Origin of the sequence: Microbacterium cremeum, from assembly GCF_015277855.1 — a bacterium.
In the GTDB taxonomy this organism is placed as follows: domain Bacteria; phylum Actinomycetota; class Actinomycetes; order Actinomycetales; family Microbacteriaceae; genus Microbacterium; species Microbacterium cremeum.
In genome coordinates this window covers 2,648,330-2,661,932 of the sequence record NZ_CP063812.1, presented here as the reverse complement: position 1 = coordinate 2,661,932, position 13,603 = coordinate 2,648,330, and the positions used below count along the sequence as shown (strand labels likewise).

Sequence of the window (13,603 nt, the reverse complement as noted above, 5' to 3'; positions counted from 1 at the left end):
CCGACTGTGCGCCAGGATCCGCGAGAGCCTCAGCGGTGTTGCCACCGCCACCGCGACACACGCTCGGCGGACCGCACCAGGCGGCTTCGCCGAAGCTCGCGGAGCTCGTGGGTCACCGCGGCATTCTCCTCGCGGAGGCGTGCGACGAGCTCGTCGAGCTCAGCCACATGGTGCAGTTCGAAGTCGAGCTTGTCGGTGGCCCGTCGCTCGGACCCTTCGAGCGCGTGCAGGCGTGCCTCGATCGGTCGCAGAGCCTTCATGAGCAGCCGGCCGATCTCGGCGTCGACCTCTGTGAATTCGACGTCAGCGACCGGAGACGGGAGTGCGTCCGCGATCGTGCGGTCCTCAATGAACCAACCGCGTCGGATGCCGTCTGCGAGTTCGTCGGGGGACGGGTGTCGTGCGACGTACGAGGCAGGGAGCAGCCCATCCTGAAGCCGTCGGTAGTCTCGCATGCCGTGGTGGTTGGCACTCGGCCGCAGGTGGGGAGACGCGGCGTACGCGCGGCCCGCGTTCTCGACTTTGCGGTGGAACTGGTCCCATGATCGCCACGGGAAATGACGCACGACGAGTCCGCGGCCGGCGGGCAGCTCGCCCCGGGCATCCACGTTCACGAAGTGGTTGCCCTGCGCGACGACGACACTCTCGTTCGGCACGAAGGCGACGTCGGGCGTCGCGTGGGCGTGGATGCCGAGCGATTCCATCACCTCGTCGGGCCTCACGTCGCGATACACCAAGCGCTGGAGACCTGTACCGCGCTGCGCCGCCGGGCCGGTCATGTCGATCACCGGAACCGGGAACGCGCCGAGCGCGGGATCGAGCGTGCCGAGCTCTTCACGGATGCTCAGTCCGGCCGACTTCGCGCTCCAGAACTCATCGGCGTCGGCATTGAGCACCCACGTCGCCCTGCGGCGCGCGGCCTCGCGTGACATCGCGGTGACGACTTCGTGCTGTTGTTTGAGGTGTCTCGGATCGTGCGCGAGTTCGATCAATCCGCGACGGGCGAAGTCCTGCAGTATCTCCCTGGTCCCGTCGACTGATCCGTTGTCGGTGACGAGGAACAGGTCGATTCCCTGATCGAGGTGATGCTGGATCATCGCGCCGACGATGTCGGCCTCGTCACGGACCATCATGGTCATGGCGATCATCGGGCTCCGCTCCGATCGTGCGCGGATTGCTCAGGGTTCGATGCCTCTGCGAGGTCCGCCTCTACCATCCTGCGCACCATCTCTTCGAAGGTGACGGACGGCTTCCAGCCGAGCACGTCCCGTGCTCGACTGGCGTTACCCGCTTGCACGGCCGCATCGCCGTGCCGCAAGAGCGCGGTGTCGATCGTTACCAGCGGCTCCCAGTCATTGATGCCGACGGCGCTGAAGGCGGCGGCCGCGAAGTCGCGAACCGAATGCGACACCCCTGTCGCGATCACGTAGTCGTCAGGATGCGTCGCCGCCGCTGCCAACGCTCGAGCGAAGTCCGGGGCCCATCCCCAGTCGCGCCGCGCCTCGAGATTGCCGAGTGTGAGGTTCTCCTGCAGTCCGAGCCGAATGCGCGCCGCCCCGCGCGTGATCTTCCGCGTCACGAACTCGGCTGGTCGGCGCGGCGACTCGTGGTTGTACAGAATGCAACTCGAGGCCGCGAGCCCTCGAGCTCGGTATACGCCCACGAGGTGATGACCGTACGCCTTGGCCGCCCCGTACGGGTTCGACGGGCGTACCGGGGTGGACTCGTCCTGCGGAGACGTTTCGGCGACTCCGAAGATCTCGGCACTCGACGCCTGAACGAACGAGACGTGCCCATCGCGACTCTCCTGCAGTCGCAGCGCGGCGTCCAGCAGTGCGCTGACGGGCAGCCCGGTGATCGTGGCTGCGGCGATCGGGTCATCCCACGACCGCGCAACCGACGACAGCCCTCCGAGGTTGAAGATCGACGTGGGCTGAACGTCGCGCACGAGGCGCACGATTCCGTCGAGATCTGCGAGGTCTCCGGTATGGAGTTCAGCCGCGGGAGCGAGCTCAGAGAACGCGGCGCGGGAGCTGTCGGAGTGGCGGACGAGGCCGTGCACCTCCCAGCCGTGAGCGAGAAGGTGCTCTGCGAGGTAGCTGCCGGTCTGGCCGGTGATCCCCGTCACCAAGGCGCGGGACATCTACGCCTCGGCGTTCCGTACACGTGCGACGTCGGCATCGACCATCATGTCGACGAGCGCATTGAACGTGACGGCCGGCTTCCAGCCGAGGCGTTCGTGTGCCTTCGACGAGTCGCCGATGAGGAGGTCCACCTCGGCGGGACGGAGGAATCGCGCATCCTGCTCGACGTATCGCTGCCAATCGTCGATTCCCACGCGCCCGAATGCGCGCTCGACGAACTCCTGGACGGAGTGCGTCTCGTTCGTCGACACCACGTAGTCGTCGGCGACGTCCTGCTGCAGCATTCGCCACATGGCCTCGACGTAGTCGCCGGCAAAGCCCCAGTCGCGGCGCGCGTCGAGGTTTCCGAGGTAGAGCTTGTCCTGCTTGCCTGCAGCGATCCGCGCGGCGGCGAGGGTGATTTTGCGCGTGACGAACTCGGGACCGCGCAGCGGCGACTCGTGGTTGAAAAGGATGCCCGACGACGCGTGCATGCCGTACGACTCGCGGTAGTTGATCGTCATGTAGTGCCCGTACACTTTGGCGACGCCGTACGGTGATCGCGGCCACAGCAGCGTCGACTCGGTCTGAGGGACTCGCTGGACCTTGCCGAACATCTCCGAACTCGACGCTTGGTAGAACCGCACCCGCTCGGCATCGTCCCGGGCGTAGAGGCGGATCGCCTCCAGCACGTTGAGGACTCCCTTGCCAGTCACGTCCGACGTGAGGCTGACGTTCTCCCACGAGTACGCAACGAAGGAGATCGCGCCGAGGTTGTACACCTCATCGGGCGCGGATGCTTCCAGTGCTCGAAGGATGCTCGAGAGGTCGAGCAGATCCCCGGTGAGGATCCTCACTCCCGGGAGGTCCCTTTCCAGAGCCGCGATCTTCGGATTGTTCTGACCGCGGACGAGTCCGAAGACCTCGTAGCCCTTCGACAGCAGCAGGCGGCTCAGATAGAAGCCGTCCTGACCGGTGATACCGGTGATCAGCGCGCGGGGCATAGTGGCACTCCTCGGGATTCCGCGACGCGCACCGGGCGGCGCGCTCACCCAGAAGACCCTATCCGACCGCGGTTTCGCCGCGGAGTCCTGTGGCCAGCGTTTTAGACTCGACCCGCGGGAAGCACGCGGAGATCGGCCCGAGGGAACAGATGGGTATGTTGAAGAGGATCCTGAGGAAAGGCGCTCGCGGAGCCGCTCTGGTCGCCGACGCGCTCGCCGGACGCCTGGGTGAGACTGCACTGCTGCTGCGACTCGGACCGCGGGGATACGCTCGGCATCACGACAGCGTCAAGGCCGCGAGATCGGGAGATGGCACCACATTCGCCAACGGGATGACGACCACCCTCACTCCCGCACGTGCGGCGGCGTGGCATCGCGTCCATTGGAAGCACGTCGTCGTGGTGGTGTACGGCGACCCTGTGGGGGACATCGGGCCGTGGATTCGACGTACGGCCGATGTGTTGCACGCCGATTTCCTGTTGGCACCGGGCATAGCCTCCTCGACGCACGGTCTGGGAGCTGAGCGGGTGAGTGTCGCGGACGGCACCGGCGCGTCGCCGGTGATCGATTTGGCCTCGATTCTGGACTGGATGCACAGGTTGCGCAGGCGGTGGGACGTCGTCCTCATCGACGCTGGCCATCCGCTGCCCGAGCCCGAGTCGGTCGCGCGGTTGCAGCATGCTGCGCACGAGTTCCACGCCGACGGCGAGATTGGTATCGTCACGCCCGCATACGCCGGCCCGGACGGGACCGCAGCGGGCTACCAGTTCGATCGCCAGACTGGCGAGTTCGTCCCGGCACTTCCGGGTTCGCGCGACTACGGCCAGGTGCGGATGCCCAGGTACGTGCTCGGTGCCGCCGCGCACGGCCTCTATGTGACGTCGGTGGCGATCGATCGCATCGACATTGCGGCGCGCAACCTCAACGGACTCGATCTTGATCTTCAGGCCGGTCGCCTCGTACGTCATGCCTGGGCGGGGAACATTCGGACGCTGTGTTTCAGCAGCACCGTGGTCAGCGTGAGCGAACTCCCGGTGGTCCGCGCGCGGGGCGAGCAGCGCCGGTGGCAACTCGAGCGCCGCGTCGGCGCCCGGGGAAAGCCACCGCGGATCATCTTCGTCCTGCAGGCGACTACCATCAGCGGCGGCATCCGGGCCGTTTTCGAGATCGCGAACGGCCTGTCCGCGCGCGGCTTCGATGTCTCGGTCTGGTCGCTGCAAGGTCCGCCGACGTGGTTCGAGCTGCGAGTGCCGGTCGTGACGTACCGCAATTTCGACGACCTGATTCTCTCGCTCCGCAATGAGGACGCGATCAAGGTTGCAACTTGGTGGGAGACGGCGGAGGTGGTCTGGCTCGCCTCCGTGAACCACGGGATGCCCGTGTATCTGATTCAAGAGTTCGAAACGTGGTTCTACCCCGACGACGCCGTTGCGCGCGCCGCTGTGGTCGCGAGCTATCGGCGCGAGTTCGCGAGCCTGACCGAGGCTCGATTCCAGCAGGGCGAACTGGCAGAGGTGGGCGTCCGCGCGACGCTGATCCCGCACGGCTACGACTCCGACACGTTCCGCGTGCTGCCCGGCCACAGTCGGGACGAGAACACCTTGCTAGCGCTGGGGCGGTCGTTCTTCCAGAAGAATTTCGCGATGACCGAACGCGCCTGGCGCTCGCTCGGGCGGGAGCGGCCGAAGCTGCAGTTGTTCGGCACCGAGCCCGACATCCTCGTCGACGAGCGCGTCGACTACCGGATACGGCCCCTGGACGCGGAGGTCAACGAGCTGTACAACACGGCAACCGTCTTCGTTCAGACATCGCGACACGAAGGGTTCTGCCTTCCGGTGCTCGAGGCCATGGCGGCAGGCTGCCCCGTCATCACGACGGACTCGGACGGAAACATGGACTTCTGTCGTGACGGCGAGAATTGCGTGATCGTTCCGCAAGACGATGATGCGGCGCTCGCGGCGGCGATCCGTCGGCTCATGGGCGACCCTCAGGAGAGACGACGGCTATCAGAGGCGGGTCTCGAGACCGCCTCCCGTTACCGCTGGCCGGTCGTGCTGGATTCGGTGGCCGCCTACTACGAGCACGTCGCGAATGCCGTCTCAGCGGGCGAGCCGCTGGCGAAGCCGGCTGAAGAACGAGTGGAAAGGTGACCTCACCCTCTCCGATACGGCCGTCTGCTCGGTGGCATCCGCCGCCCGTGCATCGCGCGACGGTCGAGGCTGATCGGCCGCGGGCGGGCTTGTCGGCAGCTCCGGCAGTCTGAGGCGCGACTGCCAGTCTCCGATGACGGCGCGCAGATCGGCGGTAGTCGCCGACCACCGCCACGCCTCGCGGACGGAGCTGACGCGCGCGCGGATCTCGTTGCGACGCTTGGCGTCGGCGAGTTCGAGGACAGCCTGAGCGGTACCGTCCACGTCGCCGTAGTCGGTGACGACCCCGAGATGGTTGGCGTCGATGTACTCGGCGAACCAGTCCCCGCGAGTCACGATGCTGGGCAGCGAGGCCCAGAAGTGGTCGAGGATTCGGGTGCGGAACGCGTAGCGCGTTTCGAACGAGTCGAGGTGAGCGGAGATCGCGATATCTGAATCAGCGAGGAACTCCGCTCGTCGATCGGCAGGTACCCACCCGTCGATGAAGTGGACACCCACCCCGAGGACGCCGAGTTGGGAAGCGAGCTCCTGTGCCCGCTCCACGGCTGGAGGCTTTCCGATGAGCGAGTTCGGATGCGTGGTGCCGTAGAACACCAGATGGATGTCGTCGCGTGTCTGCCGCAGTCTCGCGACGGCCCGGATCGGGGTCTCGGCATCGAACCAGTCCCAGATGCCGCCTGCCCAGAGCAGAACGACATCGTCGTCGGTGATCCCGAAGCGCCCGCGGATGCCGTGCTCGTGCGCGAGTGGTTCGCCTTCCTCCATGCCGAAGGGGACGAGACCGATGATCTCGGCGGTGCTGCGACCGTCGAGCTCACTGGGGAGCAGGCCCTCCGAGGCGAGGAGGTACCCCATCCAAAAATCCCGCTGGCGCTCGTTCGAGGTGACGAAGTAGCCGCCGGCGCGCATGCAGAAGCGGAAATAGGAAAGCACATCGCCGAAGATGCGGTCCTTCTCCGGCTGCGTCGAGATGCCCCCGATCCGTTCCGCTCCGATGGCTTCGGCGGGGAGGGCGTTGTAGAGATCGAAGATGAATCGGCAGCCGGCGGACGATCCACGCCGGATGACGTCCCGATCGACCAGCTGGCAAAAGGCGATGTCATGCGCAGCGACGATGTCGACGAGCTCGTCGACATCGGAGTATGTGGTCACTTGGAACCCGCGACCGGAGACTGCGGCGGTGTCGCTGCCGGCGATGCCCACCGCGAGGGTAACCTCAGCGACATCGACGAGCTGCTCGGCGATGCGTACAAAGCGTATGCCTGGGCCGGCCATTCGTGTCCCGACCACGTCGGGTGCCACGACCACCACGCGTGGCCGAGCTTCGTCGAGCGGCCGGGTCGATACCATGGGGATTCCGTTCTCAATCGAGTGGATCGTGTCCGTCATATGCCGAACTTCCCCCGCCGAATCGCGCGTCGCGTCATCGAGAAGCTGCCTGATCAGTGGAGGAGCCGCGTCCGGGCGGCGCGGGTCGAGCGCTCCTATACTCTCAACACGCGAGGGATCGTGGCCAATCACGAGATGGTCACGTGGTTCCGCGCTAACGGGCGCCCGGTGAGCATTGTCATTCCGAGCTACAACGATCTCCCGCTGCTGACCGAAGCGCTGGCGAGCATCGCAGAGACATGCGCCCACATAGACTACGAGGTCATCATCGTCGACGATTTCATCGATCCGATCGTCGCCCAACAGCTGAAGGCGCTCGAGGACGATCGGGTCACGGTCGTGCTGAAGGAGGCCAGGCTGGGCTTTTCGGGAACGGTGAACGAGGGAATGCGGCGGGCCCGCCACGACATCGTCCTGCTCAACAGCGATATCGTGGCCAAGCCCGGCTGGCTGGAGGCTCTGCAGTACAGCGCCTATGCACTCGACCCTGAAATCGGGATGGTGAGCCCGAAGCTCGTCTATCCCAGTGGTCGCATCCAGTACGGAGGCACCTACTACGCACGCATCCTCGCTCCGCAGTGGTTCGGTCACCTCCATGTCGGCGCTCCCGCGACCAAGCCCACCGCGAACGTGGCGGGGTACAACCGATCCATCTCGGGCGCGTGCGTCTACATCACGCGAGAGGCGTTCGAGCGGACGGGCTACCTCGACGACGAGTTCTGGCTCGGTTTCGAAGACGTCGACTACGGCCTCCGCGCGTGGGAGCGGGGCATCCGCTGCTTTTATCAGCCGGCCGCCATGCTCGTTCACCACGAGTCCGCATCGCGCGGCTACAGCCAAGGACAACGTGAACTCGCCTCGATGAGACGATTCTGGCGCCGATGGGAGCAGCGCTTCCTCGCGCGGCGGCTGCCTGATGACGCGCCCGTCGACTTTCTGGTCGGTCCCGCGTCCGAGCCGATCTGGCGGGAGTATGTCGCATTGCTCGCCGACGAGCTGCGCCGTGAGGGTCGCGTCGTCGCCGTCCGCGAGGTGCCGAGCGCCGATCCTCACGAGCCCACGATCGAAGCGCTGGCCAGCGGGGAGCGCGTTGTCGTCGCGTGCGACTGGACCGCCGCCTCGACTGCCTGGCTCGCGACCCTGGGCGGCTCGCTGCCGGTATATCTGCTGCCCGCGATGGAAAGCATCTTCCACGGTGCCGACCGTTCCCTACAGGCCAGGATCGTCGCGGGCTACCGGCCCGAGTTCGACTACATCTCGCCCAACCGGTGGACTTCCGCGCAGCTCCAGGCCGAGGCCGCATGGGAGACCGGTCGTCGGGTCGCGCCCGCGCTGGCGCCGCCCGCGCTCTCCGACCATGCCGACGACGTTGTCGTCACCATCGCGGCGTCCGCGAGGCAACGCGTGCTGGTCGACGAGCTGTGCGCTTCGCTCGGGGCAAGAGCGACGCACGTGGATTCGGTCGCCGGTCCGGCAGAGGTGGCCGAGCACCGCCCTCGCGCTGTCGTCCTGTTCGCGGAGCAGCAGTCCAGCCTGCTGCCGTTCGCGTTGATGTCTCTCGGCGCCGTGTTCCTGGCGCCGATCGACGGCCGGCTCGCCCACGAGGTCCTCGACGGCTACAACTCGCTCCTGTTCGCGCGCGGAGACGAGAATCAGCTCCGGAGTTCACTCACCGCCGCGCTGACGGACGACGACGTGTGGCGGGAGATCCGGGAGAACGGTCATGCGTCGGCGCGCCGCGCAGCGGCAGCCGCCCTCCGTGGGGTTCTGGACGCGCTCGTCGACTTCTCGCAGTCCCCGGTGTGAGGCCGTCCCGGGCAGTCCGAGTTTGAGAGCATGGGCCGCATCGGGGAGACTTGTCAGATGCGCGGAATCATCCTGGCAGGCGGAACCGGCTCCCGTCTGCACCCCATCACCCTCGGCATCTCGAAGCAGCTCGTGCCCGTGTACGACAAGCCGATGATCTACTACCCCCTGTCGACGCTGATCCTCGCCGGAATCCGCGATATCCTCATCATCACAACTCCGCAGGATTCCGAGCAGTTCCAGCGGCTGCTCGGTGACGGGTCGCGCTTCGGCATCTCGCTCACGTACAAGACCCAACCGTCCCCCGACGGGCTCGCGCAGGCCTTCATCCTCGGCGAGCAGCACATCGGTGACGATTCCGTCGCGCTGGTCCTAGGCGACAACATCTTCTACGGGCAGGGCATGGGAACCCGCTTGCGCCAGTACAGCGACCTCACGGGCGGTGTCGTCTTCGGCTATTGGGTCGATGATCCCTCCTCGTACGGAGTGGTCGAGTTCGACGCCGCGGGCAAGGTCGTCTCGCTCGAAGAGAAGCCTGCGCGGCCGAAGAGCCACTACGCGGTGCCCGGACTCTACTTCTACGACAACGACGTGATCGAGATCTCCAAGAGCCTGAAGCCGTCACCGCGAGGCGAGCTCGAGATCACCGATGTGAACAAGATCTACCTTTCGCGCGGAGACCTGCGGGTCGAGCTGCTCCCGCGCGGCACTGCCTGGCTCGACACCGGCACCTTCGACTCGCTCGCGGAGGCCACGGACTTCATCCGAACGGTCGAGAAGCGACAAGGGTTGTCCATCGGGTGCCCGGAAGAAGTCGCGTGGCGGATGGGGTTCCTCTCGGATGAAGAACTGCGCGAGCGCTCGGAGCCTCTCATCAAGAGCGGGTACGGGGCGTATCTGCTGACGGCGCTCGAGCAAGGAAACCGCTGACCTGTGACCTGTCCCGCGCCCTGGTCGGCGACCGCTCGCGCTTTTCCCGATGGCGGACGCCGTCTCCTTGTGTACGTCGTCTGGGATCGTAGGGGAGGCGTCGACGACTACATCCCTCACGCGCTCGAGGGTGTGCGCGACGATGTCGCACACACCCTCGTCGTCGTCAACGGACGGCTCTCCGACGAGGGACGGGCCGCGCTCGAGGCGGTGTCGGACGAGATCGTGGTGCGCGACAATCACGGATACGACATCTGGGCGCACAAGGACGCCCTCGCCCACCTCGGTGATCGCATCGGCGAGTTCGACGAGATCGTGTTCACGAACGACACCTGGTTCGGGCCGGTGCGACCCTTCCGGCCTGTGTTCGAGCGGATGGACGCGGAGCCCCTGCACTTCTGGGGGATGACGGACCACGCTCGGGAAGAGCCCAACCCGTTCACCGGCACCGGGGTCCTCCACTACCACCTGCAGTCGTTCTGGATCGCTGTGCGCCGAGACATGTTCATGAGTGAGCACTGGCGGGCTTACTGGCGGGACTTGCCGGAGATGCCCGACTACTTCGATGCCGTGCTGAAGCACGAGGCCGTCTTCACGCAGCACTTCGCGTCTCTCGGATTCGTCCACGGGGTGGCCTTCCCGTCCTCGGACTATCCGACCGACCACCCCGCGCTCTTCAACGCCGATCTGCTCCTGGCCGATGGCTGTCCGCTGCTCAAGCGGCGACCGTTCTTCCACTACCCGCCGTTTCTCGACCGCCACGCGGTGATCGGACGCGAGCTCGCGGAGCGGGTCGAAGAATACGGGTACCCGATGGAAGTGTTCTGGCAGAATCTCGCTCGGAACGTCGCGCCGAAGATCTTGAACGCGGATGCCGGGATGCTCGAAGTGCTGCCGGACGTCGATGTATCGTATGACCCCTCGCGACCCTTGCGGGTGGCGGCAATCGCGCACATCTTCTACCCGGACATGACCCGAGAGATGCTGGAGCGCCTCGACACGCTGCCCGGCGACTACGACCTCATCGTGACGACGCCGGATGACGCGCGCGCCGCGCTCATTCACGCCCAGATCGACTTGCGGCCGCGCGAGGGCCGGGGTGTGCAGGTGCGCGTGGTCGCCTCGAACGACGGGCGCGACCAAAGCGCCTTCCTGATCGGATGCCGCGACATCCTGCTCAGCGACGACTATGACCTCATCGTGAAGGTGCACTCCAAGAAGACTCCGCAGGACGGTTTCAACATCGGGCGCCACTTCAAGGACCAGCAGTTCCGCAACCTCCTCGACAGCCCCGGATACACGGCCAACCTGATCGGGCTGTTCCAGAAGGAGCCTGGTCTCGGACTGGTTTTCCCCCCTATGATCCACATCGGCTACCCGACGATGGGGCGTGCGTGGTGGGCGAACAAGTCGGGCGTCGCCGACGTGTGCCGCGACCTCGGCATCCATGTGCCCCTCGACGACGTCTCTCCGCTCGCGCCGTTCGGTTCGATGTTCGTCGCACGGCCACGGGCTCTGCGCCTGCTCGCGGAGCGCGACTGGAGTTACGCGGACTTCGGCGGCGCCGCCGCGTATCAGGACGGTGGCCTCGCCCACATCCTCGAGCGGATGCCCGCGTACGCGGCGGGGGAGCTCGGGTACCACGTGCGAACCGTCTCGACGGGGGAGTACATGTCGATCAGCCACACTGCGCTGGAATACAAGCTGGACCAGCTCTCGGCGACCCTTCCGGGCGATTCCGTCGATGCCATCCATTATCTGCGCGGGGCGGGCAACGTCGGAGAGGGTCGTCTCATCGACTTCGCCCGAATGTACCTCCGGCTGCACCATCCTGGGACCGGGGCGGCCCTGCGCCGCGTAGCTGGACGCGACACGGTCATCGGGCGCGCGGCGCGGGGACTGCGTCGCATCCGCAAGCGCTGACCAGGCACGGCTCGGTGGGTGTTCAGCATCCAGGCAGTAGGATCGTGAGGATGTCCAGTTCGTTTGACTCGAGCGCCGCCGAGCGCTTCGCTCGTATCGAGGCAATGCCGCTGGTGCCGGTCGGCGCGGCAGCCGGACTGCACCCACGTGATGTGTGGGCCTCGGCAGGCGATCTGTTCAAGCATCGCGAGATGCTCGATCTGCTCGTGCGGCGCGACCTCAAGGCCAAGTACAAGGACTCGACGCTCGGATTCTTCTGGTCGCTGTCCCGGCCGCTGATGCAGCTCGCCATCTACTACGTCGTGGTCGGCCAGTTCCTGCAAGCAGCGCGCGGCATCCCCGATTTCGCCGTGTATATCTTCACGGGCCTCACCGCGATCGGCCTCTTCACCGAGATACTGACAGGCGCCACCGGCTCGATCCTGGCGAACAGCGGGCTTGTCAAGAAGGTATATGTCCCGCGCGAAGTGTTTCCGCTCGCCAGCGTTGGATCCGCGATCTTCAACTTCCTCATCCAGCTGACAGTGCTGATCGTCGCAACGCTGCTCGTCGGCAAGCCGCCACTGCATCCCGAAATCCTCTACGTGTTTCCCGCGGCCGCCGTCCTGATTGTCTACGGCACCGCGTTCGGGCTGCTGTTCGGTGCGCTCAACGTGTACTTGCGTGACGTCCAGTACCTGGTCGAACTGGGCACGATGGTCTTGTTCTGGGCTAGCCCGATCGTCTATTCGTGGGAGATGGTGGCCAACCTCATCAAGTCGCCGTTCTTGCTGGACGTCTACACGAACAACCCGCTCACCCTCGCCGTGATCGGATTCCAGCGCGCCTTCTGGGTGGCCGGTGAATCCGCCCCGCACCCGACGGATCTCCTGCTGCGCCTCATCGTGGCTCTCGTGATCGGGGTGGTCATCCTGTTCATCAGCCATCGCGTGTTCCTGCGGTTGCAGGGCAACTTCGCACAGGAGATGTGACCGCGCCATGACCGATCTCAGCTCTCACCGCACCGACGCGCCTGAAGTGGTGCGGGTGACCAGCGTCTCGAAGCGGTTCACGGTGCGCCAGGACTCTTCGATCAAAGAGCGCATCGTCACACTCGGCCGCGCCGGCCGCGCGCACCGCCGCGATTTCTGGGCACTGCGTGAGGTGAGCCTCGACATCCACGCGGGCACCACCGTCGGTCTGATCGGCCACAACGGGTCGGGCAAGAGCACGCTTCTAAAGGTGATCGGTGGGATCATCGATTCGACATCCGGAAGTGTCCAGCGACGCGGACGGCTCGCCGCGCTTCTGGAGCTCGGCGCCGGTTTCCACCCCGACTTGACGGGCCGCGAGAACGTCTACCTGAATGCGTCGGTTCTCGGACTCAGCCGCGAGGAGACCGACGCGCGCTTCGACGAGATCCTGGGGTTCTCCGGCATCGGCGAATTCATCGACACGCAGGTGAAGTTCTACTCGTCCGGCATGTACGTCCGCCTCGCTTTCGCCGTCGCCGTCCACACCGACCCCGACATCCTCCTCGTCGACGAGGTCTTGGCGGTTGGCGATGAGGCGTTCCAGCGCAAGTGCCTCGACAAGATCAAGACGTTCCAGGCCGAGGGACGCACGATCATCATCGTGAGTCACGGTCTCGCGCAGATCACCGAGCTCTGCGACCGTGCGGTGCTGCTCAACGCGGGCACCGTCGTCTACGACGGCGACCCGGATATCGCGGTGGCACGGTTTCGTGACATCCTCGACGAGCGCCGACTCGCAGAGGACGTCGGTGCCCACCCCGAGGAGTCGGTCGAGGGTGAGCTTCCGCGCATCGTCGGAGCCCGGCTCGACGTCGTCGGCGGCAACTCGCAGGGCGAGGTTGTTCCGGGTAGCGACATCCGGATCGCTGTCGACCTCGAATCCGCGGTTCCCGTCGAACGCTGGCGCCTCGCGATCCAGATCGACTCGGTTCTGGGCACGGCCGTGTATGGCACCACCAGCGACCGTCTCGGTGCCACCCCGTCTCCGCTCGTCGGCGAGCGGACGGTCGAGTTCCGGCTCTCAGACGCCCGTCTCGGCACCGGAAAGTATTTCGTGAACGTGTCCCTCATGGACGAAGCGGGAAGGCACCTGGACGACGCCCGACTCGCGTGTTCATTCAACGTGGCTCACTATGCCAAGAGCGCCGGCATCGTCCACATGGCGCCGGAGTTCATCGACCGTGGCGCGCCGTCGTAACCGACGATGAATCGCTCGCACCTCGCGCGCTTCGTGCGCCGTCTTCCGCGCGCGCCGCGCGCGCTGG

10 protein-coding genes are annotated in these 13,603 nt (G+C 65.9%); 6 read left to right on the top strand and 4 right to left on the bottom strand.

All coding sequences use genetic code 11. The features are described 5' to 3' along the window. Positions 1-29 precede the first annotated feature (29 nt). The 3 genes from IM778_RS12105 to IM778_RS12095 are packed head-to-tail and all read right to left on the bottom strand — an operon-like array spanning position 30 to position 3,127. Positions 30-1,139: a glycosyltransferase family 2 protein gene (locus IM778_RS12105; protein WP_194409129.1), complete on the bottom strand. Its 1,110-nt coding sequence runs from the start codon at positions 1,137-1,139 to the stop codon at positions 30-32. A 5-nt stretch (positions 1,140-1,144) separates the two neighbouring features. Continuing rightward, complete coding sequence (locus tag IM778_RS12100) at positions 1,145-2,143, bottom strand: GDP-mannose 4,6-dehydratase (protein ID WP_194409128.1); 999 nt, start codon at positions 2,141-2,143, stop codon at positions 1,145-1,147. Next, positions 2,144-3,127 (bottom strand): GDP-mannose 4,6-dehydratase, encoded by a 984-nt coding sequence (locus tag IM778_RS12095; RefSeq protein ID WP_194409127.1) that lies wholly within the window; start codon positions 3,125-3,127, stop codon positions 2,144-2,146. A 332-nt stretch (positions 3,128-3,459) separates the two neighbouring features. On the opposite strand from IM778_RS12095, the gene IM778_RS12090 reads away from it, so the two are divergent. Continuing rightward, positions 3,460-5,277, top strand: a complete 1,818-nt coding sequence (locus IM778_RS12090) for a glycosyltransferase family 4 protein (protein WP_194409126.1) — start codon at positions 3,460-3,462, stop codon at positions 5,275-5,277. On the opposite strand, the gene IM778_RS12085 is transcribed toward IM778_RS12090, so the two are convergent. Beyond that, positions 5,227-6,666, bottom strand: coding sequence for a glycosyltransferase (locus IM778_RS12085; RefSeq protein WP_194409125.1), 1,440 nt, complete (start codon positions 6,664-6,666; stop codon positions 5,227-5,229). The two genes, IM778_RS12090 and IM778_RS12085, sit on opposite strands and share 51 nt — an antisense overlap. On the opposite strand from IM778_RS12085, the gene IM778_RS12080 reads away from it, so the two are divergent. The 5 genes from IM778_RS12080 to IM778_RS12060 are packed head-to-tail and all read left to right on the top strand — an operon-like array spanning position 6,667 to position 13,536. Beyond that, positions 6,667-8,472: a glycosyltransferase family 2 protein gene (locus tag IM778_RS12080; RefSeq protein ID WP_194409124.1), complete on the top strand. Its 1,806-nt coding sequence runs from the start codon at positions 6,667-6,669 to the stop codon at positions 8,470-8,472. Between the two features lie 57 nt (positions 8,473-8,529). Continuing rightward, positions 8,530-9,402: a glucose-1-phosphate thymidylyltransferase RfbA gene (gene rfbA / locus IM778_RS12075; protein WP_194411856.1), complete on the top strand. Its 873-nt coding sequence runs from the start codon at positions 8,530-8,532 to the stop codon at positions 9,400-9,402. 3 nt (positions 9,403-9,405) lie between these two features. Next, positions 9,406-11,325 carry a rhamnan synthesis F family protein gene (locus IM778_RS12070; RefSeq protein WP_194409123.1) on the top strand — a complete coding sequence of 640 codons (1,920 nt, stop codon included), beginning with the start codon at positions 9,406-9,408 and terminating at the stop codon, positions 11,323-11,325. 50 nt (positions 11,326-11,375) lie between these two features. Beyond that, on the top strand, positions 11,376-12,296 hold the full coding sequence (locus IM778_RS12065) for an ABC transporter permease (RefSeq protein ID WP_194409122.1): 921 nt from the start codon (positions 11,376-11,378) through the stop codon (positions 12,294-12,296). Between the two features lie 7 nt (positions 12,297-12,303). Beyond that, the gene (locus tag IM778_RS12060) at positions 12,304-13,536 is read left to right on the top strand and encodes an ABC transporter ATP-binding protein (protein ID WP_194409121.1); all 1,233 of its coding nucleotides are present in this window, start codon (positions 12,304-12,306) and stop codon (positions 13,534-13,536) included. The last annotated feature ends 67 nt before the right edge of the window (positions 13,537-13,603 follow it).